Source organism: Methylorubrum populi (assembly GCA_036946625.1).
Taxonomy (GTDB): domain Bacteria; phylum Pseudomonadota; class Alphaproteobacteria; order Rhizobiales; family Beijerinckiaceae; genus Methylobacterium; species Methylobacterium populi_C.
Genome location: JAQIIU010000003.1, coordinates 707,815 through 733,073 on the forward strand (window position 1 = coordinate 707,815; position 25,259 = coordinate 733,073).

Annotated in this window: 24 protein-coding genes and 1 pseudogene; 6 read left to right on the forward strand and 19 right to left on the reverse strand. The window is 66.9% G+C overall.

The window, feature by feature from the left end:
* Positions 1-58 precede the first annotated feature (58 nt).
* A complete protein-coding gene (gene aat, locus PGN25_14685; GenBank protein MEH3118796.1) occupies positions 59-733 on the forward strand; it encodes a leucyl/phenylalanyl-tRNA--protein transferase in 675 nt (224 codons plus the stop codon).
* A gap of 197 nt (positions 734-930) precedes the next feature.
* On the opposite strand, the gene PGN25_14690 is transcribed toward aat, so the two are convergent.
* Both PGN25_14690 and PGN25_14695 read right to left on the reverse strand, forming a co-directional pair.
* Positions 931-1,587 carry a DUF2155 domain-containing protein gene (locus PGN25_14690; protein ID MEH3118797.1) on the reverse strand — a complete coding sequence of 219 codons (657 nt, stop codon included), beginning with the start codon at positions 1,585-1,587 and terminating at the stop codon, positions 931-933.
* Positions 1,588-1,792: 205 nt separating this feature from the next.
* On the reverse strand, positions 1,793-2,209 hold the full coding sequence (locus tag PGN25_14695; protein MEH3118798.1) for an NADH:ubiquinone oxidoreductase subunit NDUFA12: 417 nt from the start codon (positions 2,207-2,209) through the stop codon (positions 1,793-1,795).
* Between the two features lie 522 nt (positions 2,210-2,731).
* Here PGN25_14695 and PGN25_14700 point away from each other — a divergent pair.
* A complete protein-coding gene (locus PGN25_14700) occupies positions 2,732-6,463 on the forward strand; it encodes a vitamin B12-dependent ribonucleotide reductase (protein MEH3118799.1) in 3,732 nt (1,243 codons plus the stop codon).
* A 347-nt stretch (positions 6,464-6,810) separates the two neighbouring features.
* Here PGN25_14700 and PGN25_14705 read toward each other — a convergent pair whose 3' ends face one another.
* The 3 genes from PGN25_14705 to PGN25_14715 form a co-directional block, all read right to left on the reverse strand.
* Positions 6,811-7,326, reverse strand: coding sequence for a hypothetical protein (locus PGN25_14705; GenBank protein ID MEH3118800.1), 516 nt, complete (start codon positions 7,324-7,326; stop codon positions 6,811-6,813).
* Positions 7,327-7,339: 13 nt separating this feature from the next.
* Positions 7,340-8,137, reverse strand: a complete 798-nt coding sequence (locus PGN25_14710) for a hypothetical protein (protein MEH3118801.1) — start codon at positions 8,135-8,137, stop codon at positions 7,340-7,342.
* A 125-nt stretch (positions 8,138-8,262) separates the two neighbouring features.
* A complete protein-coding gene (locus tag PGN25_14715) occupies positions 8,263-9,126 on the reverse strand; it encodes a flagellin (GenBank protein MEH3118802.1) in 864 nt (287 codons plus the stop codon).
* A 27-nt stretch (positions 9,127-9,153) separates the two neighbouring features.
* Between PGN25_14715 and PGN25_14720 the strand changes: the two genes are divergently transcribed.
* Together PGN25_14720 and PGN25_14725 are read left to right on the forward strand one after the other, a co-directional pair.
* Positions 9,154-10,200 (forward strand): ADP-ribosylglycohydrolase family protein, encoded by a 1,047-nt coding sequence (locus tag PGN25_14720; protein ID MEH3118803.1) that lies wholly within the window; start codon positions 9,154-9,156, stop codon positions 10,198-10,200.
* Positions 10,201-10,254: 54 nt separating this feature from the next.
* Positions 10,255-10,962, forward strand: a complete 708-nt coding sequence (locus PGN25_14725) for a hypothetical protein (GenBank protein MEH3118804.1) — start codon at positions 10,255-10,257, stop codon at positions 10,960-10,962.
* On the opposite strand, the gene PGN25_14730 is transcribed toward PGN25_14725, so the two are convergent.
* Positions 10,959-12,269, reverse strand: coding sequence for an IS4 family transposase (locus tag PGN25_14730; protein ID MEH3118805.1), 1,311 nt, complete (start codon positions 12,267-12,269; stop codon positions 10,959-10,961). The genes PGN25_14725 and PGN25_14730 overlap by 4 nt on opposite strands.
* A gap of 151 nt (positions 12,270-12,420) precedes the next feature.
* Positions 12,421-12,969, reverse strand: coding sequence for a transposase (locus tag PGN25_14735; protein MEH3118806.1), 549 nt, complete (start codon positions 12,967-12,969; stop codon positions 12,421-12,423).
* Between the two features lie 77 nt (positions 12,970-13,046).
* Between PGN25_14735 and PGN25_14740 the strand changes: the two genes are divergently transcribed.
* Together PGN25_14740 and PGN25_14745 are read left to right on the forward strand one after the other, a co-directional pair.
* Positions 13,047-13,535 (forward strand): type IV secretory system conjugative DNA transfer family protein, encoded by a 489-nt coding sequence (locus tag PGN25_14740; protein ID MEH3118807.1) that lies wholly within the window; start codon positions 13,047-13,049, stop codon positions 13,533-13,535.
* Between the two features lie 82 nt (positions 13,536-13,617).
* Positions 13,618-13,779 (forward strand): hypothetical protein, encoded by a 162-nt coding sequence (locus tag PGN25_14745; GenBank protein ID MEH3118808.1) that lies wholly within the window; start codon positions 13,618-13,620, stop codon positions 13,777-13,779.
* 110 nt (positions 13,780-13,889) lie between these two features.
* On the opposite strand, the gene PGN25_14750 is transcribed toward PGN25_14745, so the two are convergent.
* The 12 genes and pseudogenes from PGN25_14750 to PGN25_14805 all read right to left on the reverse strand — a co-directional run bounded on the left by PGN25_14750 (position 13,890) and on the right by PGN25_14805 (position 24,852).
* Positions 13,890-14,927, reverse strand: a complete 1,038-nt coding sequence (locus PGN25_14750; GenBank protein MEH3118809.1) for a hypothetical protein — start codon at positions 14,925-14,927, stop codon at positions 13,890-13,892.
* A gap of 9 nt (positions 14,928-14,936) precedes the next feature.
* Positions 14,937-15,718, reverse strand: a protein-coding gene (locus tag PGN25_14755) for an IS5 family transposase (GenBank protein MEH3118810.1) whose coding sequence is annotated in 2 segments (ribosomal slippage) — positions 14,937-15,421 and positions 15,421-15,718 — 783 coding nt in all. Because the reading frame shifts where the segments join, the coding sequence is not laid out codon by codon here.
* 38 nt (positions 15,719-15,756) lie between these two features.
* Positions 15,757-16,976, reverse strand: a pseudogene (locus PGN25_14760) (IS256 family transposase).
* Positions 16,977-17,090: 114 nt separating this feature from the next.
* Positions 17,091-17,603: a hypothetical protein gene (locus PGN25_14765; protein ID MEH3118811.1), complete on the reverse strand. Its 513-nt coding sequence runs from the start codon at positions 17,601-17,603 to the stop codon at positions 17,091-17,093.
* Positions 17,604-17,628: 25 nt separating this feature from the next.
* Positions 17,629-17,871 (reverse strand): ABC transporter ATP-binding protein, encoded by a 243-nt coding sequence (locus PGN25_14770; GenBank protein ID MEH3118812.1) that lies wholly within the window; start codon positions 17,869-17,871, stop codon positions 17,629-17,631.
* A 94-nt stretch (positions 17,872-17,965) separates the two neighbouring features.
* On the reverse strand, positions 17,966-19,471 hold the full coding sequence (locus PGN25_14775; GenBank protein ID MEH3118813.1) for an IS66 family transposase: 1,506 nt from the start codon (positions 19,469-19,471) through the stop codon (positions 17,966-17,968).
* A 102-nt stretch (positions 19,472-19,573) separates the two neighbouring features.
* Entirely contained in the window at positions 19,574-19,921 is a 348-nt protein-coding gene (gene tnpB / locus PGN25_14780; GenBank protein ID MEH3118814.1) for an IS66 family insertion sequence element accessory protein TnpB, read from the reverse strand.
* The gene (locus PGN25_14785) at positions 19,918-20,307 is read right to left on the reverse strand and encodes a transposase (protein ID MEH3118815.1); all 390 of its coding nucleotides are present in this window, start codon (positions 20,305-20,307) and stop codon (positions 19,918-19,920) included. The genes tnpB and PGN25_14785 overlap by 4 nt, the downstream gene beginning before the upstream one ends.
* A 2-nt stretch (positions 20,308-20,309) precedes the next feature.
* Positions 20,310-20,894 carry an ABC transporter ATP-binding protein gene (locus tag PGN25_14790; GenBank protein ID MEH3118816.1) on the reverse strand — a complete coding sequence of 195 codons (585 nt, stop codon included), beginning with the start codon at positions 20,892-20,894 and terminating at the stop codon, positions 20,310-20,312.
* A 174-nt stretch (positions 20,895-21,068) separates the two neighbouring features.
* Positions 21,069-21,554 (reverse strand): peroxiredoxin, encoded by a 486-nt coding sequence (locus tag PGN25_14795; protein MEH3118817.1) that lies wholly within the window; start codon positions 21,552-21,554, stop codon positions 21,069-21,071.
* A gap of 64 nt (positions 21,555-21,618) precedes the next feature.
* Positions 21,619-23,670 (reverse strand): TonB-dependent siderophore receptor, encoded by a 2,052-nt coding sequence (locus PGN25_14800; GenBank protein MEH3118818.1) that lies wholly within the window; start codon positions 23,668-23,670, stop codon positions 21,619-21,621.
* 276 nt (positions 23,671-23,946) lie between these two features.
* Positions 23,947-24,852: a transporter gene (locus tag PGN25_14805; GenBank protein ID MEH3118819.1), complete on the reverse strand. Its 906-nt coding sequence runs from the start codon at positions 24,850-24,852 to the stop codon at positions 23,947-23,949.
* Positions 24,853-25,259: the final 407 nt, after the last annotated feature.

Consider the following 25,259-nt stretch of genomic DNA (forward strand, 5'->3'; position numbering starts at 1 on the left):
TCCGGACCGCGACGTGATGGGGCTGGCGTTCCCGCGTCGCCGGAGCGACAACGCTCCGATGCACGACAGGCCGCCCGTGGACATCACCCCCGACATCCTGCTCAAGGCCTACGCTGCGGGGATCTTCCCGATGGCCGAGGATGCGGACGATCCGACGATCTACTGGGTCGAGCCCCGTGCCCGCGGCGTGCTGCCTCTCGACCGCTTCCACGTGCCGAAGCGGCTCGCCCGCACCGTGCGCTCCGACGGGTTCGAGGTCGTCACCGACCGGGATTTCGACGCGGTGATCGACGGCTGCGCCGCCCCGCGCCGGGACACGGCCCGCACCTGGATCAACGCCCGCATCCGCGACCTCTACGGCGCCCTGTTCGATCTCGGTCACTGCCACACGATCGAGGTCTACCACGAGGGGCGCCTCGCGGGCGGGCTCTACGGCGTCTCGCTCGGGGCGGCCTTCTTCGGCGAGAGCATGTTCCACGAAGTACGCGACGCCTCGAAGGTCGCCCTGGTCCACCTCGTCGCGCGGCTGCGCCGGGGCGGCTACCGCCTCGCCGACACGCAGTTCCTCACCGAGCACCTGAGCCAGTTCGGTGTCGAGGAGGTGCCGCGCCACATCTACAAGCGCCAGCTCTCCGCCGCGATCATCGAACGGGCCGAATGGGGCCCGCCGGACCGGATCTTTCGCGGCGTCGAGGCCCTGGCCGCCCTCGGCATCGGCAGCGCCAAGGCATAATCGGGTTTCGAAAGGGCAAGCCCTTTCGCGGGTCCAGGGCGGAGCCCTGGAGACAGGCCGGGGTTCCACCCCGGCGCCCCGCCAAAGGGATGATCCCTTTGGAATCCCGTTTCTTTTGGCCGGGGATCGGTTCGAGCCGCAGCAGGCGATCGGCGAGGGCCGCCGCCCGCGGGTCGGTGCGCACGCCCTCACGATGACTACCGGAAGATCGCGTCGAAGATCGATTGCGGCTCGCGCGGCGGCGGGGCCGGCGCCGGGCCTTCGTTGTTCGGGAAGAACTTTCGGGACGGTTTCTGCCTGGGCTGAACCGGCACGCCGCGCGGCCCCTCGACGTCGACCTGGCCGTTCTGGTTGACTTGGCTCGCGGTCTTCGTCGGGTCCGCGCCCTTCTTCTTCGGCTTCTCCTGGCGCGAGGCGAGGGCGGGCACGTCCTCCTGCTCGCGCGCCTCGGCGATCACGTCGGTCCCGCCCTTACAATCGGTCAGCCATACGTCGTAGATCGGGTGCTCGATGGCGTGGAGGCCGGGGCTCGACGCGAACATCCAGCCGGTGAAGATGCGCCGGTACTTGCTGTCCAGCGTCACCTCGTCGACTTCGAGGAAGGCCGTGGTCTTCGGCGTCTCGGTGGGCGGGCGCGAATAGCAGACCCGCGGCGTGAGCTGGAGCGCGCCGAACTGCACGGTCTCGTCGATGGCGACCTCGAAGGTCACGATCCGGCCGGTGATCTTGTCGAGGCCGGAGAACACCGCGGTCGGGTTCTTGATCTTGTCGGCGAAGGCCGGCGGCACGGACAGCACCAGGGCGAGCGTGCCGAGCGCGGTCCGGCGCAGGATGTATGCGGGGATGCGGCTCAAGGCGCCCTCTTGAGTCTGGCTCCGGCCGTCGCGGCCGGAAAACGATCCGGCCGTTCCAACACCGGAAGGGTGGTGGAAAAAGGGCGGCCGGACCGTGACCCCTTCAGTTCCGCACCGGCTTGGCGTTGATCGCCATGCGGAAGATCGTGGTCGGAAAGGCGATCTTCGACGTGCCGCCGTTCATCGCCTTGCCGCGATTCATCGTCTACTCGCCCGGCGTCCACGGCACGTAGTCGCCGGTGGCGGCGGGGCGCTGGCCCCAGGAAAGCTGCGAGCCCTTCGGCCGGTAGGCGGCCGCCGTGCCGGTGAGGTTCTCCTCGTGCGGCTTCTGCCACGCGCGGGGCCGGTAATCCTCCTCGCTCGGGGCGACGTCGCCGTTGTGGCACAGCCATGCGCGCCAGCCCGGCGGCACGCGGGAGGCGTCGGCGTAGCCGTTATAGACCACCCAGCGCCGCTCCGGGCCGACAGAGCGGTCGATCAGCGGGCCTTGCGCCTTGTAGTACTTGTTGCCGAGCTCGTCCGAGCCGACGAACTGGCCGCTGCGCGCGGTGTAGAGCGCGAGCGACATCGTCTGCCCGTTCCACCACGTGAAGATGCGCAGCAGCGTGTCCTTGAGGGCCATGGTTCCTCCGGCGGGCGACGGGTCCGCGGGCGCCGTCGACAGGCGCCGTTATGGTCAGTGCACGCGCGCGAGTCCAGCGCGACGCGGGGCTGTCGCATTTTCGGCACGCTGCCCCGGCCTCGAACAGCCGTTAACCCTGTCATGCCCGGCCCGAGGACGCTTCGAAGTCCGGCGCGGCCTGTGAATCGAAAAAATTTCCCGAGGGATTCGATCAGGCCGGAAGGCCACTTAGCGCGACGGTCCGGATATCCACAGATTTCTGGCGCGGAACACAACATCTAGCGCGGAACACGGGTAGCCGGCACTAGTTGTTGACGCAGATGCCCCCCGGACGTAAGGTCCTGGCATCGCTTCGGACGGCTCGGCGGGGTTTGGGAAAGATCCCGTTTCCGCGTGACGGACAGGCCCCCGCCTGATGGGAAACGGGGGCGCGGACCGGCCGGGGCAAGTTCCGGCTTTTCATCCACGAATCGCGGCCCGCGCCGCAGCACGGGGCCGCTCGGCTCCGAGGAAGAGGGATTCATGCGGTTCGAGCGGCGCTACACCACGGCAGGCCAGTCTCCCTACGCAGCCATCGCCTTCCGCAAGGCGGTGAGCGAGATCCGCAACCCGGACGGCTCGGTCGTCTTCCGGCTCGACGGCATCTCTGTCCCCGAGAGCTGGAGCCAGGTCGCGGCCGACGTGCTCGCGCAGAAGTATTTCCGCAAGGCCGGCGTCCCGGCCCGCCTCAAGAAGGTCGAGGAGAACAGCGTCCCCTCCTTCCTGTGGCGCTCGGTGCCGGACGAAGCCGCGCTCGCCGATCTGCCCGAGGAGGAGCGCTTCGTCTCCGAGATTTCCTCCACCCAGGTGTTCGACCGGCTGGCCGGCTGCTGGACCTACTGGGGCTGGAAGGGCGGCTACTTCTCGTCGGAAGAGGACGCCTCGGCCTTCATGGACGAGTTGCGCTTCATGCTCGCCCGCCAGATGGTGGCACCGAACTCGCCGCAATGGTTCAACACCGGCCTGCACTGGGCCTACGGCATCGACGGGCCGAGCCAGGGCCACTTCTACTGCGACCCGAAGACCGGCGTGCTGACGAAATCGGCCACCGCCTACGAGCACCCGCAGCCGCATGCCTGCTTCATCCAGTCGGTGCAGGACGACCTCGTCAACGAGGGCGGCATCATGGACCTGTGGGTGCGCGAAGCCCGTCTGTTCAAGTACGGCTCCGGCACCGGCTCGAATTTCTCGATGCTGCGCGCGGAGAACGAAAAACTCGGCGGCGGCGGCAAGTCGTCGGGCCTGATGTCCTTCCTCAAGATCGGTGACCGGGCGGCGGGCGCGATCAAGTCCGGCGGCACGACGCGGCGCGCCGCCAAGATGGTCATCATCGACATCGACCACCCCGACATCGAGGCCTTCATCGACTGGAAGGTGAAGGAGGAGCAGAAGGTCGCCGCCCTGGTGACCGGCTCCAAGGTCGTCTCGAAGCACCTCACCCTGGTGATGAGGGCCTGCACCCAGTGCGAGGCGGAGGGCGACGCCTGCTTCGACCCCGAGAGGAACCCGGCCCTCAAGCGCGAAATCAAGGCCGCCCGCAAGGCAATGGTGCCCGACGCCTACATCAAGCGCGTCGTGCAATTCGCGCGCCAGGGCTTCACCAGGATCGAGTTTCCCGTCTACGACACCGACTGGGATTCGGAGGCCTACCTCACGGTCGCCGGCCAGAACTCCAACAACTCGGTCTCGCTGACCGACCAGTTTTTGCGCGCCGTCGAGGCGGACGAGGACTGGAGCCTCACCGCCCGCACCACCGGCAAGGTCTCCAAGACGCTCAAGGCCCGCGATCTCTGGGAGAAGATCGGCGAGGCGGCCTGGGCCTCGGCCGATCCGGGCCTGCACTTCAACACCACGATGAACGACTGGCACACCTGCCCGACCGGCGGCCGGATCCGGGCCTCGAACCCGTGCTCCGAGTACATGTTCCTCGACGACACGGCCTGCAACCTCGCCAGTGCCAACCTGCTGACGATGTACGACCGTCAGACCAAGCACTTCGACGTCGAGGCCTTCGAGCACCTCAACCGGCTCTGGACGGTGGTGCTCGAGATCTCGGTGATGATGGCGCAGTTTCCCTCAAGAGAGATCGCCGAACTCTCCTACCGGTACCGCACGCTCGGCCTCGGCTACGCCAATATCGGCGGCCTGCTGATGACCATGGGCCTGCCCTACGACTCGGATCAGGGCCGGGCGCTCGCCGGCGCGCTCACCGCGATCATGACGGGCGTGGCCTACGCCACCTCCGCCGAGATGGCGGCCGAACTCGGTGCCTTCGAGGCCTACCCCGAGAACGCCGATCACATGCTGCGGGTGATCCGCAACCATCGCCGCGCCGCCCACGGCGAGGCCGCCGGCTACGAGGGCCTGAACGTCGCCCCCGTTCCGCTCGATCACGCCAACATCCCGCAGGGCGACATCGGCGCTCACGCCCGCGCCGCCTGGGACCGGGCCCTGAGCCTGGGCGAGCGGCACGGCTACCGCAACGCGCAGGCCACGGTGATCGCGCCGACCGGCACGATCGGCCTCGTGATGGATTGCGACACCACCGGCATCGAGCCCGACTTCGCGCTGGTGAAGTTCAAGAAGCTCGCCGGCGGCGGCTACTTCAAGATCATCAACCGCGCCGTGCCGGACGCCCTGCGGGCGCTGGGCTACCGCGAGTCCGAGATCGCCGAGATCGAGGCCTACGCCGTCGGCCACGGCTCGATGGGCCAGGCACCCGCGATCAATCCCGGCTCCCTGCGGGCCAAGGGTTTTTCGGACGACAAGATCGCCGCCGTGGAAGCCGGCCTGAAGTCGGCCTTCGACATCAAGTTCGTGTTCAACCGCTGGACGCTCGGCGACGACTTTTTGCGGGATACCCTCAAGGTGCCCGCCGAGAAGCGGGCGGATGCCACCTTCGAGCTTCTCCCCTTCCTCGGCTTCACCAAGAAAGACATCGAGGCCGCCAACACCCATGTCTGCGGGGCGATGACGCTGGAGGGCGCGCCGCACCTCAAGCGTGAGCACTACGCGGTGTTCGATTGCGCCAACCCGTGCGGTCGCACCGGCAAACGCTACCTCTCGGTCGAGAGCCACATCCGGATGATGGCTGCGGCGCAGCCCTTCATCTCGGGGGCGATCTCCAAGACCATCAACATGCCCAACGACGCCACCGTCGAGGATTGCAAGGCGGCCTACCTGCTGTCCTGGCGCCTCGCGCTCAAGGCGAACGCCCTCTACCGCGACGGCTCCAAGCTGTCGCAGCCGCTCAACGCCGCCCTGATCGCGGACGACGAGGACGAGGCGGAGGATGCGATCGAGGCGATCATCCAGGCACCGGCCGCGGCCAAGGCGGCGGCGGCGGCGGAGAAGATCGTCGAGCGCGTCATCGAACGGGTGGAACGCATCCGCTCGCGCGAAAAGATGCCGGACCGCCGCAAGGGCTACACCCAGAAGGCGGTCGTCGGCGGGCACAAGGTCTACCTGCGCACCGGCGAGTACGAGGACGGGCGGCTCGGCGAGATCTTCATCGACATGCACAAGGAGGGCGCGACCTTCCGCTCGCTGATGAACAACTTCGCCATCGCGATCTCGCTCGGCCTTCAGTACGGCGTGCCGCTGGAGGAATACGTCGAGGCCTTCACCTTCACCCGCTTCGAGCCGGCGGGCTTCGTGCAGGGCAACGACGCGATCAAGAACGCGACCTCGCTGCTCGACTACGTGTTCCGCGAACTCGCCGTTTCGTATCTCGGCCGCACCGATCTCGCCCACGTCAACCCGTCCGAGATCGGCGGCACGGTACTCGGCGGCGGCGAGGGTGACACCACCCGCGAGTCCGGCAAGCCGGCCCCTGCGGCTTCGGCCGTCGTCTCCCGCGGCCTGCTGCGCGGCTCGGCCGACCGGCTCACCCTGATCCAGGGCGGCCCGGCGGGCGCCACGATGGGGATCGGCGCGGCAGCGACCGGCCAGACCACCCCGGCCGGCGGCACCGTCCACGCGGTGCGAGGTGCGACCGCACTGAAGGCGGAGCCGCAGAGCGTCGGAAACGTCGAGACGCTGCCCTTCGCCAAGCCCGAGCCTAAACCTGAGCGCAGCGTCGCGGACCGGCGGGCCGAGGCGAAGATGAAGGGCTATGTCGGCGAAGCCTGCCCCGAATGCGCGAACTTCACCCTGGTCCGCAACGGCACCTGCCTGAAGTGCGACACCTGCGGTGGCACAACGGGGTGCTCATAGTTATGCCGCGTTTGATGTAACGGAGAGGGGAGATTGGGCCCAAACAGAGGGATGTTTGGGCCCTCGCGATAGGGAAGTTTGGTCGCAAGCCCGGTTTTGAGGGAGTGAAATGCCTTGATGGACTGGACGGTCGATCCCGAGCCGCCCAGTCCGCGAAGGGAACAATAAGGGGCAGCCAGGGTCGCAGCGTGCTGCGGGGGCTGGAACAGCAGGGTCGTTCAAACAACTAAAAGCTCGACGGATCGAAGATCCAACCGAGGAAGGCTCTCATCGAACTTTGGACGGGACACCCAGACCGACGACCCGGTTCTCTTGTCTTTCTTCGATCAACCGGCAATCTGGCACGATCAGGCAGCTTGGAGCTGTTCGTTAGAGACGCTCGTAGGCTTCTGCCCGAGCCCCCCTACCTCATAGCCAAGCTCGAAGGTCTCGCGGGAATGGCAGGGTGCGAACCTTCCAGAGGCCCAGAAGTAGCCCATGGACATCCAGAGAACGAGCAGTCCTAGCCCAAACAAGGGCAGCGTCAGGATGCCGATGACCAGCGTTTTGATCGCCTGACCGCGGAGGTGGCTGCTGCAGGCGTCTGTGTACCATGCTTCAGTCGCCGTCCTGATGTCGTAAGGGTAGGCGCGCTCAACTTTGCCGCTCAGCCAGAGTTCGACCTGTTCTCCGCGCTGCATGGCCGCGTCGAGAATGAGCGAGGCTTCCGCCTCGACCAGCATGCTCGGGAAGAAGCGGGCCTTGCCGTCAACCGTCCGAACGCGGACGCCCGTCCAGATTTGCCGCCCCGAGGGATCGGCCTGGACATCGAAGACCGTCGTCGATGCGTAGCCCAGCAGGGTGCAGGTGATGACTTCGTCCACTTGAGGCTTCCTTTCAATCGTCGAGGAGGTAGGTGAAGCGCAGAGCGGCATGCGGGCTGGAGGTGGAGTAGCCTACAACCTCGCAGCCGCGCCGGACCGGACCGGCGCCGCGCAGGGTCAAGGCGTTGGCGCCGTTCGCGTAGGTGCCGCGCACGGAGTACGCGGCGGGGGCGCAGCCGGCCTTGAAGGCGTAGGCCGTGCCCGAGACCGGCCCGTCCGGGTGGATCTGGCCCCGGAACAGAACGGTGCCTTCCTCAACCACCGGTTTCAGGGATGCCTTCGGCTCCAGGTAGGTGACGATGCCGACCGCCGGATCGATCATCACCAAGCTGCCGTTGTGGTCCCAAGGGCGCCCAGACGTTTCCGCTTTCGGCGCGACCATGGGCGGAGGGCTCTCCAAGAGCTTTCGGACCATCGGGATGCCGCTGGCGCATCGGGCATCCCCGACCTCCAGCCGGCCCTTCCCGCGGGCCGTGTCGTTGTCGGGCTCCAGCACGAAGACGTCGCCGACCGGATCGGCGGTGCCGGCGAAGGCCCCCTGTGCGAGCATGGCCTTGCCGCTCGCCGTCACGGTCGTGGTCCAGGCCGCTCCGGGCTCGCGCGCCTCGCAACGGACCGCGACCCGCCAGAGGGCACGTCCGTTCGAGACTTCTCCGGCATAGGAGAAGGTGACGATGGTCCGAAGCTCGCGGCCGGCCCGCGTCTCCGCGGCTTCCGCCGACCAGCGGTCGGTGACGGGACCGGCCCGGGCGGTGCCGAGAAGGGCGGCGCTCGCGAGAAGGACAAAGCACGGGATTCTGAGGGGCTGCATGGACTGCGGGTTCGCGCCTTGAGGATGGGAAGCCGGTTCTTCGGCCATCGGGTTGCCCGACCTGCGGAGGTCCGTCAGGTGGCGGACCCGGTCGGCGATGGCCGCCGGCCGGGTCGGACGCCGGCTCAGCGCAGGAACTGGAGGATGCCCTGGTTGGCTTGGTTGGCCAGCGAGAGCGCCGACACCCCGAGCGACTGGCGGGTCGACAACGCCTGCGAGTTCGCCGCCTCCTCGTTCATGTCGGCGTTGACGAGGTTGGCCGCGCCGGTGTCGAGGATGTTGCCGACCTGCTTCGTGAAGTCCTGCCGCACCTGCACGTTCGAGAGGTTCGAACCGAAGCCCGATTGCAGGCTCTTCAAGCTGGCGAGCGCCGTCTTCAGGGTGTCCTGCATCGACGCCAAGCCCTTGTCGGTCTGAATGTTGAACTCGCCGGTGCCCGCCGTGCCGTTCACCGCCTTCGAGACGCCGAGGCTCTCCGCGGTGAGCTTGCGCCCGGCGATGGTCAACTTCGACTGGTCGGACCCAGTCTTCTCGTTGAAGATCACGCTCAAGGTGTCGCCGCCGAGCAGGTTGGTGCCGTTGAAACCGGAATCCTTCGCGATCTGATCGATCTGGGTGCGCAGGTCGTTGAACTGCGAGGCCAGCGCCGTACGGGCGGCGGAGGTCTTGTCGCTCGACAGGCCGGTCGTGTAGGCGGCCGCCGTCAGGCCGAGTTCGTCGTTGCCGTTGCCGCTCTGGGCGTCCGTCAGGGCGGCAGCCGCGGTCGCACCGCCGCCCACGCCGACCTTCAGGCTGTCGGAGTTGCCGGTGACCGTGAGCTTGCCGGCGTCGTCGACCGCCGCCGTGGCAAGGCCCGAGGCGTTGATCGCGTTGACGAGGTCGCCGTCCGCGACGTCAACGTGCCCGACGCCGCCTTCGAGACGGCCTGGCCCGCTCGTTCGGCTCGGCTGCGCGCCCTCGTCGCCGCCGGCAACCGCGTGCTCGTCCACTGCCGCGGTGGTCTCGGTCGCGCCGGGATGGTCGCCGCCAGGCTGCTCGTCGAGATGGGCACAGAGCCCGAGGCCGCCATCGCCATGGTCCGCCGGGTGCGCGATCCACGGGCCGTCGAGACGCACGCCCAGGAGGCATGGGTCCGGCAGGGCCGCCCGCAGGCCATCGCTCGTCCCGACGAGGCCGGTGCCAGGAACCGTGCCGTCGGTGCCCTGCTCGGGCTGGCGGTCGGCGACGCGGTCGGCACCACCATCGAGTTCTCTGCCAAGCCTTCCCAGGCGGTCCTGTCCGACATGGTCGGCGGCGGCCCGTTCGACCTCAAGGCCGGGCAGTGGACCGATGACACCGCGATGGCTCTCCCGCTCGGCGACAGCCTCCTTGCAGCCCAGAACCTGGACCCTGGCGACCTGATGCGCCGGTTCACCTCTTGGAGCAGGCACGGTGCCTATTCCTGCACCGGCGCCTGTTTCGACATCGGCAACGCCACGGCGGCGGCCCTTCGCAGGTTCCAGCAGTCCGGCGACCCCTTCGCCGGCTCCAACGACCCGAACACAGCCGGCAACGGTTCGATCATGCGCCTTGCCCCGGTCGCCGTCCGGCACTGGCACGACCGCGAGACCATGCTGCGGGTCGCCCGGGACCAGTCCCTTACCACCCATGCCGCGCGCGAGGCCATCGCCGGCTGTGAGATCCTCGCCGACCTGCTCGCAACGGGCATTCGCGGCACCACCCTGCCGGGCCTCCTCTCGTCGGAGGCCGTCGCCCGGGTGAGCGGGTTCCGGCTTGGCCAGCCGCGCAACGAGGTCCGAGGAACCGGCTACGTGGTCGCCTCGCTCCACGCGGGGCTCTGGGCGGTCTCTCGCACGTCAACTTTCCGGGACGCCGTGCTGCTTGCGGCCAACCTCGGTGAGGACGCCGATACCACCGCCGCGGTCACCGGTCAGATCGCCGGAGCCCTTCACGGCGCGAGCGCCATCCCCAAGGATTGGCTTGACCGCTTAGCTTGGCGCGAGCGGATTGAGCAGATGGCCGGCGACCTCTTCGACAGCGGTCTTGGACGTTTGGCCGCCTGACCAGACCCCACCAGATCCTGAACCCCGCCTGACCGATTCTATCCAGAGACGACCATGACGACATTCGACCACGCACTCACTCACGACTTCATCGAGGCCTTGCGTCGGGAAGCCGACCACGACGGCTGGTGGCGCGACGTCCTCGCCGACCCGGCCCTCGTGGTCGCCCCCCGGGGTCGTTCGCTGAATGTGTACTGGAAGGGTCAGTCCCTGTTTCGGGCAAAGCTCTCCGGCGGCACCTTGGCCGTCACCACCCATGAGAAGTTCCTGCTCGACCCTGCCCTGGCCGAACAGGTGCCGCTCCGGGCGGACGGCACCTTCGACGTCGCCGCTCTCCTGCAGAAAGGCTTCATCGGTCGATACGAGGGCAAGGAAACGCTGCAGAAGATGAAGGCCGCAGCCGGGGTCTTCGCCGATGGAGAGAAGTCCGGCTGCCACGAGGTTGCGGTTCGCAATGCGAACGTCATCGACGTAGAGGTAGCGTTTCCGGGCAGGTACATGTTCGAGGGCAAGGAGACGACCGCGCCGCGCGTCGACCTCGCGGCAGTCGAGGCGGACGGCCCCGATGCCCGCCTCGTGTTCTGGGAGGCGAAAACCTACGACAACGGCGAGTTGCGCGCCCTGGCCGAGGAGACACCGGCGCCGGTCTGCGGCCAGGTCGCGGTGTACCGGCAGATCCTCACCCAGCATCGAGAGGTGGTCGAGGCAAGCTACACCCGGGTCGCCGCCAACCTCGTCGCCTTTAAGAGCCATGCCTTTTAAGGTGTTTTCTTAGCCATTAGCTTGGCCTTTTCGAGGACCCTGGCGGTGGCGACGTGTTTTCGGGCCGTAGCCGCCGCTACATAGGGCTTGTCGACCTTGCGCTTGGGACCACGCGGGCTGGTTGCAATCCGCCCTGGGTCGACCCGCTCCGCCAAGGCGAGCAAGCGGGCCGCGACGCTCGCCGCATCCTCCTGGCCCGTCAACACAGAGCCGTGTCCGAGCGCCACCATCAGCCCCTCGTAGCCGGCACCGATCTGACGGCTCAGGTGGAACACCGAGACCCGCGGCTCGGGCCCGTGCACCTGCTCGATGCACGCGCTCAGCAGGCTCAGCACGTTGTGGGCCAGAACGGCAGCGGCAAACCCCAGCAGGGCCGCCCGCGGACGACCCAGGCGACCGGCCTCGCTGTGCAGCACCCGTTCCATCTGCAGGAACAGACCCTCGATCCGCCAGCGTCGCCGATACACCTGCGCGATCTGCGCCGCACTGACGCTCGCCGGCAGGTTGCTCCACAGCCAGATCGTCCGGTCTCCCTCCGTCGTTGGCGCCGTCAAGCTCAGCGCGATGCGCCGCCACGCATCGCCGCTCCCCTCCAGCGTAATGCTCTGCTCACACAGTGTGCCGGTCTCGCAGGAGCCGCACGCCTGCCAATCCCCCTGCGCGCCCAGGCGGGGATGGTTGCCGTGCCGACGCACCACGAAGTGGCTGCCTGCCTCAACCAGACCCTGCAGCCAGGTCCGGACACAGAAGTGCCGATCGGCAACCCAGACCTGACCGGGCGCGGCAGCGTCCAGGAGGGCCCGGGCCAGCGCCCGTTCGTCGGCATAAGCATCTTCGGCCGCCACCAGATCGACGGCCAGGCCGGTATCGGGATCGTAGACGACCAGGGTCTGCCCCGGCAGGGCGGCGCCGCGATGCGCGCGCAGAGGCTTCAGGCGCTTGTCGCTGCCGGGCAGATGGTTGCCGTCCAGCACGCGCAGTGCGTAGCCCGGCAGGCTCGGATGGCCGGTGCCCGCCGCGGTCATCACCGGGGCCAGTCGGGTCGCGCTGCCGCGCACGAGGGCGCGCAGCAGGTCGGGCTCGGTGCGGTTGACCTTGTCGTAGAGGGCGGGCAGCGAGACGGTCAGGTCTTCGGCTTCGCGCGCAGCGGCGTGCAACGACGAGCGCAGGCCGAGAGCGACGAGCATCGTCAGCCTGACGACAGTGGAGAACAGCAACTCCCGCGTGTATTGCCGCTGGCGATGCTGCTCGAACACCTCGTCGATCCAGCCGGCCGGCAGCGCGTGTTCCAAGGCCGTGCGGGCCATCAGGCTCGTCGGCGCATAGTTCTCGAACCGTTCAATGACGGCAGACCAGACTGGATCGGATCCTTGCAATGCTTCGCTCATTGCAAGGATATAGTTAATATAAACGAACCTTAAAAGGCATACCTTTAAGAGCCTGTTTGAGAACTCTGTTTCATGCGGGATTGTTGAGTGCGTTGGCAGCCACGAGGCAGGCGACGCAGGCCAGGCGACCGGTGGCGACATCGAGGCGACCGGCGCGCTCGCGCAGCAAGCCGCCCCAATGGCTGAGCCAGCCGAAGGTCCGCTCCACGACCCAGCGTCGCTCCAGCACGACGAAGCCCCTCTGATCCGGGTCCTTCTCGACGACGTGGTGGCGCATGCCGTGGAGGTTGCACCACTCCCGGCAGCGCTCGGCCGTGAAGGCGCCATCGATGATGGCCAGCCGTGGTTCTGGTCGACGCCCACAGCGCCGCCGCTGTCGGCGCGCCAGAGCGCGCATCAGGCTCTCGAACAGCCCCTTCTCGATCCAGCGCCGGAACCAGCCGTAGACCGTGCGCCAGGGCGGAAAGCCAGCCGGCAGCGCCCGCCACCCTCCGCCCGTCCGCAGGTGCCAGGCGATCCCCGCCAGCGCCCGGCGCACGGGCGTCGCATCCTGACGGCTGGGCGGATCGGCTCGTTCCAAGAAGCGAGCCACCTCGTCCAAGCCTGCTTGCAGCACCATGTCCTTCAGACGCGCCTCATGACGCGTCCGATGTCGGTCCGTCCACATCTGCTCTCCACTCCGCCCCGCCAGGCGGAATGCGTGTTGACACACGAGACAGATGGGGACAGCCGGCGGAGGAGCTCAAACAGGCTCTCAGCGACCTGCGCGAGCGGCCCACCACCGTCTACCTGGTGCTGACGGCGGCCAACGAGATCAAGGCGCACTTCCGCTGGCTGCGCATCCTGTTCGAGCAGGCCACCAGCCGCCTGATCCGCATGGGCGAATACCCTCGCGACCGCGCGTCGATCATCTTCCTGATGGAGGAATTCCCGGTCCTGGGCTACCTGGAGACCATGGAGCACGCGGCGGCGTTCATGCCGAGCTACGGCATCAAGCTGCACCTGGTGGCGCAGAGCATCATCCAGCTGCAGACCAACTATCCCCGCACCTGGCAGAGTTTCTTCAACGGCGCCGGCGTGGCGCAGTTCTTCGCCAATGCCGGACGATGTGATGCTGGAATACGTCTCGAAGCGGCTGGGCAAGCTGACCTTCGAGCGGCGCAGGTCGTAATTCTCGGACAATAACGAGGACAACCGGGTCACGCTCTCGCTGCTGGAGCCCTACGAGGTCGAGAAGTACTTCGCCCAGCAGTACAACGACCAGATCGTGTTCATCCCCGGGGAGAACCCCTACGCCATGCTGCGCCTAACGCAGGACGAGGTGGAGTTGCTGCGGCGCAACGTGGCCCTCGGCGGCGGCATGGCGATCGACCAGTTCCTCGCCCCCCTCTCGCCGGCACGGTGCCGCCGGCCGACCCGGCGGCGCTGAACGAGGGCGTGAGGCGGCGGCGGGCGCGCAAGCCCCCGGAGGAGCCGGAGCCCGTGCTGGCGTGATCAGCGCGGGATATGCGTCGGCAGCGCCAGCTGCGAACGCGCGGTTCAATAATCCATGTTGGCGTGCCGCTCCCATTCATGCCCCCAACGGTCGATGAATTCCTCCAATCCAGCTTCGCCGCCGACGGTAGCCTCCGCGTATTCCTTGAGGGACTTTTCATCAAATACCGGATCGATCCCTGCCTCCAGCAGGCGGTGGGGGCCACTCAGATCACCCGTCGAGAGCAGCGCATCAAGCTGATCGAAGGTCGCGCAGCACTCGGCATGGTCATCAACCCCGATGGGAATGATTGTGAAACGGACGCTCTTGCCGAACCGCGAGAAATTGGCCGGTATTGCTCCGACGTGGGGAAGCCGGAAGAACAACGAGCCGTTGTCATTCTCGACGCCACCGTGTGCGAAGGGGTTGCGGATGCGCTCCTTGATCCGTCTCATGCTACCCAGCAGCTGGTCTGCGGTGCGCATGCTCGCCGCCGGCAGCACCTCCTTGAGTTTGTCGTCCCATTTTAAGGCGAGGAGCTGCCTGAGCTCCCCATGCATCAAGGGCTTGCCCATGAATGCGCGCAATAATACCAGGCGATGTTCCAAGGCGCTGAAGTAAGCGTCGATCATCGCCGTGGAGTGGAAGAAGCCTTCGCTGTCCGCACGACGCGAGAAGTTAAGCTCTGCCGAGATACTGGCGATAACACCCCTTAGTTGGGCAGGGACCGGACCTGTGGTCGATGCGCGACTGCGCCTTCCCCGCGGCCCCTGGGCGGATTTGGCATAGGCCTTGGCCGCTAGCTGACGGAAGAACTGGTGGCGGTTGTCGAACTCACTGGACCGATTGACGATGAGAACCTCGCCCTGATCGACCTGGCTTCGTGCGTATGGCTCCAGGAATGTCTCGACTTCCTTCGACGCCGTCTGCAGCTGCCCGATGATCCGGCTCGCCGGCACCTTGGCGCCCTCGATGCGCAGGATCGTGAAGCCGAACTTCCTCAGCTCGAAGCCGACCGGCTCGCCGGCCACGCTGCCATAAACGGACCAGCGCACCTTCTCGCCGACACCCTGCCACTGCCAGCGCATGATATTGCGTAGCATGAATAGAACTTAGATCGCCTCACAGAACCGTCTGATCTGGTTGAGCGTGATGAGGCTGGCAGCAAGGCTGGTGAAGGCTTCGTAGATGTCGGCTCGGCGCTCGTATCGGATGGGCAGGCGGCGGAAGCGGTTGAACCAAGCGTGGGTGCGCTCCACGACCCAGCGGTGGCGGCCGAGCCTTTCACTGCTCTCGATGCCCTTGCGGGCGATGCGGGGCACGATCCCGCGCGCCCGGCATTCCTGCCGACGCGCCTTGGCGTCGCAGGCCTTGTCGGCATGCAGCTTGTTGGGGCGTCGGCGCGGTCGGCCGCGCCGGCCCGTGCTCAGCGGCGGGATGGCATCGAGGGTCGGCGCCATCTGCGGGCTGTCGTGCCGGTTGGCACCCGTCAGCCTCAGGCCGACCGGCGTGCCGCGGGCGTCGGTGACGAGGTGGCGCTTCGTGCCCGGCTTGCCCCGATCCGTCGGGTTCGGGCCGGTGGCAGTCCCCCCTTTTTAGCCGGGACAGAGGCACTGTCCAGGCTCGCCCGCCGCCAGTCGATCTCGCCGGCCGCGTGCAAGCGCTCCAGCAGCACCTGATGCAATTGCGCCCACACGCCGGCCTCCTGCCAATCGCGCAGGCGGCGCCAGCACCTCATGCCGCAGCCGCAGCCCATCTCGGCCGGCAGCATCTCCCACGGCAGGCCCGACCGCAGCACGAACAGGAGGCCGCTGAGCGCGGCACGGTTCTCGATCGGAGGCCGGCCCCCTTTCGGGCGCGGACGGGGCGGCGGCAGTCGGTCGCGTCCGTCAATGAGGTGGACTTTCGGGGTGGAATTGGCGCGGCCATCGGTCAGGCGGCCTGCGGTGGAAGGGTGATGGTGTCGTCGCTCGGCGTCGGGGCGAGGCCGGCCATGCCCTCGACCTGCATGTAGCGATGCTGGAGCTGCCACTCGTCGTTGGCCTCCAACAGCACCGCACCGATCAAACGCTGGATCGAGTCCGTATTCGGGAAGATACCGACCACGTCGGCGCGGCGCTTGATCTCCTTGTTGAGGCGCTCCAGCGGATTGGTCGAATGTAGCTTCGTCCGATGCTGGATCGGGAAGCTGAGGTAAGCCAGAACATCGTCGCTCGTGCCTTCGATGAAGCCCTTCAGCTTCGGCCAGCGATTATGGAGTTGCTCGGCCAGATGCTGGAGAGCGGCGCGCGCCGCGTCCTGATCGGGCTGCTGGAAGGCGTTGCGCAGGCCGGCCGCCACCATGGTCTGCTGCGCCCGCGGCACGTAGGCCAGCGCGTTCCGGGTCCAATGAACGCGGCACCTTTGCCACGTCGCCTTCAGCACGCGGCGGATGGCGGCCTTCAGGCCCTCGTGGGCGTCGGAGACGACGAGCTGCACGCCCGAGAGCCCACGCTTGACCAGGCTGCGCAGGAAGTCGGTCCAGAACACCTCCGCCTCGGACGGGCCGATATGCAGACCGACGATCTCCCGCCGGCCCTCCGTGTCGACCGCCACGGCCACTATGGCGGCCACCGAGACGATCCGCCCGCCCTCGCGCACCTTCAGGTAGGTGGCGTCGAGCCACAGATACGGCCACGCGCCCGACAGCGGGCGCGTCAGGAAGGCGTTCACGCGCTCGTCGATGTCCTTGCAGAGCTTCGATACCGACGACTTCGAGATCCCCGACAGGCCCATGGCCTGGACGAGATCGTCGACCCGCCGGGTCGAGACGCCGGCGATCCACGCCTCCTGGATCACCGCCACCAGCGCCTTCTCGACCGTCTTCCTCGGCTCCAGGAAGCCGGGGAAGTAGCTGCCGGTCCGCAGCTTCGGGATCTTCAGGTTGAGCGAGCCCAGCCGGGTGTCGAGGCTGCGCTCGCGATGGCCATTGCGGTAGGTGCTGCGTTCGCCCGACCGCTCGTAGCGCCCGGCCCCGATCAGCCCGTCCACGTCAGCCCGTCCACGTCGGCCTCCATCAGGATCTGCAGGACCGTCTCGGCGATCGAGCGCAGGAAGTTGCCGTCATCCGCCTTCTGCAGCGCCTCGATCAGTGCCACTCTGTCGTCGGTCATCGGGGTTACCTCGGCTCGGGTTGGCGTCCGCAAACTCCACCTTAGCCGCCGGCCCCGATGGTCACCCCAATTCCAACCCGAACGGGCCCCGAAATTACACCTCGTCCGCGGACGCTACTCCGTCTCCTTTCCGAAGATCCTGCCGAGCGCCAGTTCGTCCGTATAGAGAAGGTCCATGGACGCACGCGGCCGCGCCTTGTCGACCTGCGCGCAGCTCTCGGTCAGCACGTAGGTTGCTATCCCCCAGGGTGCGAGCGTATCCGGGGTCACATCACCACCGGGTCTCATGCCATAATACCAGCCGCCGAAGAAGAAGTCGGCGTCGGCGGCGACGAGTGTTTCCAGCGTCGGATACTTCGGTGCAAGCTCGGGCAATCCCCCCTTGGCGGCAGTGAAGGCTGCCGTCGTCTTGTACCAGCCCGTGATGCCGGTCACGCCGGCCATCGCCGGCTGGAGGCCGAGCGCGAAGGCCATCTCGCTGATGTTGAGGTCATGGAAGACGGCGCGCTTCGGGCTCGTCTCGAACGTGAGCGTGCGCCCGCAGTTCACCACCGTCACGGGAAAGGCCAGCGCCGACACGGGGCCACACAGCATGACGACGAGGAGAAGCAGGCGGAACGAGTCCATCGATCAGGTCACCCAACGACGGCGTTCAGGCCGCAGGAGCGTCGAAAGCGAGCAACGAGCGTCCCGTCCGCGGATTGGCGAACGAGAAGCAATCCATCGCGAAGACGTCGCGCACGATCCGCGGCGACAGAGCCTCGTGTGGGTCGGCATGGACGGCGATACGCCCGTTGCAGAGCACGGCGACTCGGTCAGCGAAGAGGCTGACGAGCGTGAGGTCGTGCAACACCGCCACGACGGTGATGCCGAGATCGCGCGCGAGCGTCAGCATGTCGGCACGCGCTCTCGGGTCCAGATGATTGGTGGGCTCGTCGAGAACGAGGTACGCTTCCGGTGAAGGCCGCGTTGTCCTCTGAGGTGGTGTGTCAGGCGGCGACCTGCTTGGGTTGAGGCGGGGTCCAGTTCCAGGGCAGCAGATCGTCGATGTGCCGGGTCGGATGGCCGGGCAGACGGCTGAGGATGTCGGCAAGCCAGGCTTGTGGGTCGGCACCATTGAGCTTGGCGGTCTCGATCAGCGTGTAGAGTGCCGCAGCGCGATGGCCGCCCGCGTCTGAGCCGGCGAAGGTCCAGTTGCGGCGGCCTACCGCGATCGGCCGGATCGCCCGTTCGGCGGCGTTGTTTGAGAGGCAGGCGCGCCCGTCGTCGAGGAAGAGGATGAAGGCGCTCCAGCGCTTGAGCATGTAGTCGATCGCTTGCGCCACCGGAGCCTTGGCCGAGAGCTTGGCACGGTTGGCCAGCAGCCACGCCTTCAACTCGGCGACGAGGGCGGCCGAGCGGGCGCTTCGATGCGCACGGCGGTCGTCCGGTCCGAGGCCAATGATGGTGCGCTCGAGCGCGAAGATCGCGTCGATCCGCGCCACCGCTTCGATGGCGATCGGAGCCTTCCTCAGGTCAGCCAGCTCGAAGAACTTGCGCCGGGCATGCGCCCAGCAAGCCGCCTCGCGGAGCGGGCCTGGTTTGCGACCGGGCTCGTACAGCCGACCGAACCCGGAGAAGGCATCCGCCTGCACGATGCCGTGGAAATCGCCCAGCCAGGTCTCGGCATGCGCGCCAGAGCGGTCGGGGGAGTAGAAGTAGGCCACAGCCGGCGGCTCGGGACCGCCGAAGGGTCGGTCGTCACGCACCACCGTCCAGAGCCGCCCCGTGCGGGTCTTGCCCTTGGCCAGGACCGGTACGGGCGTGTCGTCGAGATGCAGGCGCTCAGCCCCTCGAACATGGGCCTCGATCCGGGTGACCAGGGGCGACAGGGCGGTCGTCACCGCTCCGACCCAGCCGGCCAGCGTCGAGACGTCGATCGGTACGCCCTCGTGGGCGAAGCGCTGGCTCTGGCGATGCAGCGGCAGGTGCAGGCCGAACTTGGCCATCATCACCTCGGCGAGGAGGTTCGGGCCCGCTCGTCCGCGCGGGATCGGATGGAACGGGGCCGGAGCCTGCGCGATCGTCTCGCAGTCGCTGCACGAGAAGCGCTCGCGTACGTGCTGGATCACGACCCAGCGCGCCGGGATCCGCTCCAGGGTCTCGGTGACGTCCTCGCCGAGGTGACGAAGGCGCGTTCCGCCGCAACACGCGCAGGTCGTCGGGCCGGGATGGACGACGCGCTCGCGCGGCAGGTGCTCGGGCAGAGGCCGGCGGGCGGGCTTGCGCCGCGAGGAAGCCGCACCGGAGAGTGCTTCGGGCTCGGCGGCCGCCTGCGCTTGGGTCTCGGCCAGCGTCTCCTCCAGATCCTCCAGGACGAGTTCGAGCTGGTCGATCCGGGCGCTGCGCTCCGAGGAGGTCCCGAACCGTTCTCGCCGCAGCCGGGCGACCTCCAGCTTCAGCCGTTCGACCGCGATCTCCGAGGCAAGCCGGGCCGCCCGCTCGGCCAGGATCATGGCGTGGGCGGCGGCAAGATCCGTGGGAAGCGGCGGGGGCTCGGGCGCGTTCGGCACGCTTGAGAGAAGAGCATATTCTTCAAGCGCTGTAACGCGTTATCCTCAGCCGAGAGCGCTCGGACGCCAGCTCTCCTGCGGCATCCGCCAGTCGATACCCGAGAGCAGGTAGCCGAGTTGCGCCGTCGAGATCGTCACGGCTCCATCCGCCACCGAGGGCCACAGGAAACGGCCGCGGTCGAGCCGCTTTGTGTAGAGACACGCGCCCTGGCCATCGTGCCAGATCACCTTGATCAGGTCGCCGCGCCGTCCGCGGAACACGAACAGATGCCCGCCATGGGGATCGCGCTTGAGCGTCTCCTGGACGATCAGGCCCAAACTGGAAAAGCCTTTGCGCATGTCGGTGTGGCCAGTGGCCAGCCAAACCCGCACGTTGGCCGGCAGCGGGATCATCGGCCCTCCAGGGCGTCGAGCACCCGCCGAAGCGCCGCGGCATCGACGTCGGAGCCGACCCGAACGCGCCGGCCTCTGCCGAGATCGATCTCGATCACCCCGCCGGAGCGACGGCCGCGGTTGGGCTCTCGACCAGGCTCGACCGTCATCGCGGCGGGCGTGGGAGCGATCACGACGGGGACTAGCGCTGGCGTGGGAGCACCGACACGCTCGCACAGCAACTTGCGCCAGCGGAACAGCTGACTGACGTGGAGACCGGCCCGGCGGGCGACATCCGAGGTCGACACACCCGGTTCAAACGAAGCGGCAACCAACCGCTCCTTCTCCGCCCGCGTCCAGCGTCGACGCCGCTCGGCTCTCACCAGTTCGATACCCGCCTGGGTCATGCTCAAGGTCCTAGGATTACTCCTATGACCTCAGCCTCAACGGGCCAGCTCACAAGGTGGCCTTCGCCGGATGCGTACAGAACGAGCACCACGGGCTCCTGCGTGATCGCGCGGGCAATCGCGGCGCGCTGGCGCTCGCCGCCCGACAGGCTCGACAGCCGCCTGGGAGCGAGACCCGACAGTCCGACCTTCTCGCAGGCGTCCATCACGACGCGTGCGTGGCGTTCCGGCGCGCAGCGGCGATGATGGGGGATGCGCCCGAGGCCGACATACTCGACGAGGGTCAGGCGCCCGTCGGGAATTTCACCCTGGGCCACCACGGCGAACAGGCGACCTCGTTCGGCATGCGGAATACCGGCGAGATCCCGACCGTCGATCGAGACCATGCCCCGGCTCGGCCTCAGGCGGCCGAACAGGATCTGCAACAACGAGGTCTTTCCCGCACCGTTCGGACCGGCTATCGCCACGCGCTCGCCGGCGTCGATGCTCAAATCGACGTCAGCGAGGCGGGTGCATCCGTCTCTCGCTCGCAGGGCGATATCGGTAAGATCGATCCTGCCGCGACGACTTCCCGATGATTCGGCCACCGATGATTCGGCCTCCTACCTTGTGGAACTTCCAGTTCCAGATCCTCCCCGACCTCACGTTGAACGTTCAGATCCGTTCGACGAGGTGTAACCGCTACGGTCGACGCACGGAAGGAGGGGTGTCAGCGGCACCCCCTGATCGTTCCAGCCCGCGCTCGAAGATGCTCTTCGGTCCTATCCGAGCGCGGCCAGGAGAGCCGGTGCACCCGAGACGTCCGACATCTCCGGCGACTCCTCGATGGCGAGGTAGGTGACGGTCATGTCCTCGACGATCATGGCATAGCGTTTCGATCGCAGGCCGAGCCCGATGTCGGAGAGTTCGAGTTCCAGGCCGATCGCCCTCGCGAAGTCCGCGGTCCCGTCCGCGAGGAATGTCAGCGTATCCATCGCACCGGTCGCTTCGGCCCAAGCCTTCATGACGAAGGGATCGTTGACCGAGGTCACGGCGACGACATCCACCCCCTTGCTTCTCATCGCGTCGAAGCTCGCGACGAATCCCGGCAGGTGATTCATCGTGCAGGTCGGCGTGTAGGCGCCGGGCACCGCAAAGAGCACCGCCTTCCGGCCACCGAAGAAGGTCTCCGTCGTGATTTTCTCGATTCCGTCGCCGTCGATTCGGCGAAAGACGCTGTCCGGCAGACGGTCACCGACTTTGATCATCGCAGCACGATCCCTTGAGAGTTCAGCAAACACTTGCGGATGCGGTCGCTCGACGAGGCAGCGGTCACCACCGGACGGTGTATGCGACCTCCGCGGAGAGCGGGCGTCCGAGCAGCCAGTTGGTTCCGACCCCGTTCACGGCGTTCCCGCTGATCGCGTAGACCTTGTCGAACAGGTTGTAGACCCGCAGGCTCAGGCGCGAATCCGGCGTGACCTGATGGTCGAGAGCGAGGTTGACCAGGTTGTAGGCCGGGCGGCGCGCGGTGTTGCCGAAGTCGCTGTAGACCTGCCCGACGTTCTGGAGGCCGACCCGCACCGTCCAGTCGCGCACGATGTTACACGTCAGCCACAGGTTGGCCACGCGCTCGGGCACGTCGATCGGCTGCTTGCCCGCGTAGGAGACGGTCGCGCCGTTCACCGTCTGGTCGAACCGGTCGTACTGCGCGTGCAGCAGGGCGAGATTGCCGTCGAGCCGCCAGCCCGGGGCGAACCGCCAGCCGAGCGCCAGCTCGAAACCCTGCGACGACTGCTGGCCCACCTGCGTGGCCAGCGTCGGCTGGCCGGGGATCTGCGAGATCAGGTCGTTCTTCACGATGCGGTAGCCGGCGATCGTCCAGTCCAGCACCCCGTCCAGCGCGATCCCCTTGGCGCCGACCTCGACCTGCTCGCCGGTGGCGAGCTTGAAGCCGGCCAGCGACTGCGACAGCGTGATGAGGCTGTTCACCGGATCGGTGGCGACGCTGTACTGCGCGTAGAGCGCGGTGTCCGGCGTCGGGTTGAAAACGGCGCCGAAGCGGTAGCCGAGCGACGTGTAGGTCCGCTCGAACTGCGTGCCGGCGCGCAGATCCTCCCGTTGCAGCGTCGGCACGTCGAAGCGCACGCCCGCCAGCAGCGAGAGCCGGTCGGTGACCGCCAGCCGATCCTCCGCGAAGACCGAGGCCTGGCTCGTGTGCGTGGCGTAGGCCGGCGTCGCACGCCCGTCCTGCGGGAACAGCCCGAGGTCGCCGCCCGCCAGCGGCACGCTGTCGGACTTGTCGAAGGTGAAGTTGTTGGTGTGGCGGAAATCGACGTGGTTCACGTCGAAGCCCGCCAGGAACTGGTTGGACAGGCCGAGGAGGTCGCCCCGGAACGCCGCATCGAACCGGTTACCGACCTGTTCCTGGCTGTGGTAGATCTCGAGGTAGTCCGAGCGGTCGACGAGGCCGGTGGCGCGGTTGAAGGCGTACTGCTCCACGTCCTCCCAGTGGCGGCGGGAGGTGAGCCGGTAGGCGGTGTTGCGGATCGTCACCTCGGCCGAGGGCGTCCACTCGGTCTTGAGCTGCGTCCAGTTGTCGGCCCAGGTGATCTTGGGATCGAGGACGTTGTAGTTCCGGAACCGGACCAGATCGGGAATGCGGCCCTCGACCAGCGGCGTGCCCCAGTAGCGCGCGGGCTCCTGGTAGCCGAGGTCGTGGCTCAGGGTGAAGGCGAGGTCCGGGCTCGGCTGGAACAGGAGGGCGGCCGAGACCGCGAGGTTGTGGAAGTCGCCGACCGGGTGGACCCAGCCGTCGGCGCGGTTGCCGCTGACGTTGAGGCGGTAGGCGAAGGTGTTGCCGTAGGTCTCCTGGGCGATCGCCCCGCCCGAGTCGAGGGCGAGGCGGGCCACGCCGTCGGTACCGACCGCGACCCGCGCCTCGTTGACCGGGACGAACACCGGCTTCTTCGGGACCACGTTGATGACGCCGCCGATGGCGCCGTCGCCGTAGAGGACCGAGGCCGGGCCGCGCAGCACCTCAATGCGGTCGACGTTCCAGGTGTCGAACGGGAAGGTGACGGTGTTGGCGCCGACGTAGAAGCGCGTGCCGTCGTAGAGCTGCTGGATGGAGTTGGGTCCGGCGAAGCCGCGGCTGGTGAAGGCGCCGTTGCCGTTGCCCGGGGCGGCGATGGTGGTGATGCCGGTGGCGTTCTGCGTGACGGCCTCGGCCACCGTCTCCTGGCCGCGCCCGCGGATGGTCTGGCCGGGGATGATCTCGATGCTGGCCGGGGTCTGGAGCGGCGTGAGGCCGAGCCGGCTCCCCGTACGCCCCGGTGTCGCGAGGTTCAGACCCGTGGGCGCCGCCGGGGTCGGGCTGGCCACGCCCCGGCCCTCGACGCTGAGTTGATCGAGGATGACACTATCCCCCGCATCGTATCTCGTAGACTCGGATCGACGTGGGTCGTTCGCGACCGCGTATGTGCTGATCGGCATGAGTCCGAGGATCACGCCGACAAGCGAACTCAGCGCGCCTTTTGAACACTGTAGCTGAGTTGGCCGGAGCACAATCGCGAACATGCGAGCGCGTCCTTTGAAGCATCCAGCTACGATATCGATTGCACGCGCGCGCATAGCTTTAGCTATATGAGATGTAAAGTACTACCACAGCTTCACAAGGCGCACCAAGCCGACGAAATCCTGCTTGTAACCCCCAGTCACGCTGAGATCGTGGGAAACCTCTCCGAGCAGTTGAAGATCCGGCGCGAGGAACTTGCTGACCTCAAATCGGATCTGTTGGGATTTCGTGGCGGCGCCGTTCCGGACGCCGTTCAGCATCTGCACGCCACCCCACATCTGGGAGTACCCTACGGCGAAGCGCCACGTCTGATCGACTAGGGGCGAATAGGAGAGCCACCCCTGAAACTGATACGAATCTTTCTGCGTGAGATGCCCGTATCCTACGGCGGTCGCATCGTTGTTGCTGCCATAGAATATCGCGTCACCGGTCAACTGCAAAAGAAAGGTCTTATCCAGCGTTTCCTGCACGAAGCCGATCTGCGGATTGAACTTCCACCTGTTCTCGGACAGATTCAGCGTCTCGCCCGCCCGATAATTTCCGATGGGCAGGAACACGTACGGCGTCACGGCCAGGAAGGTGCGCGTGTCCGTATTGTTGACGAGCCACACGGGGGTAGCGAGGATCGGCTGGCCGAAACCGGCGGCGTGATCCAGAGGAGCGCCGCCCAACTTGCCATTATACAACCCGCCGAACGGGATCAGGACTTGCGGGGCGACGGTAAATCCCGCGATATCGATGTACCGGATGAAGCGCAGTATCTCCACGCTCGAATCAAGCGCGCTATCTCTCAGGGATGTGCCGCCAGGCGAAACACGGAACTCGTTTCGCGTCGTGAAATTCGTATACGAGACGAACACGTTCGTTCCCGGCGGCAACGGGAAGTAGTCCGTCGAATTCACGTCCACCGCCGCCGCGGGCGTGGCCATGACGGCCAGCACGGCCGCCGCCGATTTCACCGCTCGCAGGAATTTGCCAGTCACACTCATGGTTTCGACATCACCCTGTCAAAGAATCCGCACATACAGCTTAGTTCGATAGATTGATGATGCGATCTCCATATCGCTAAAATACAGCACGCAAGGCGGCACATTTTACAGCAGATATACAATATAAATTCAGATCAGCGAGATGAGATACTCGCAGGCGGCCGGGGCTTCACTTGACGAAGCCTCTCTCGCAGTCCGGATACAAAAGCCGTTCACGCCGCGCTGTGTCAATGCGCTATCGACCGGTGAAATGGAAAATGTAGAAAAATCTGATATTTTTGACGCAATGTAAGGCCGGTCGGCCGCCCGACGCCGCTCTACGCAAGCTGGGATCGGCAGACGGGTCTGTTGCCACTGACGATGGCGCCCCTCGGGGCGGACGTCGCGGACAGATAGATCATTGCAAT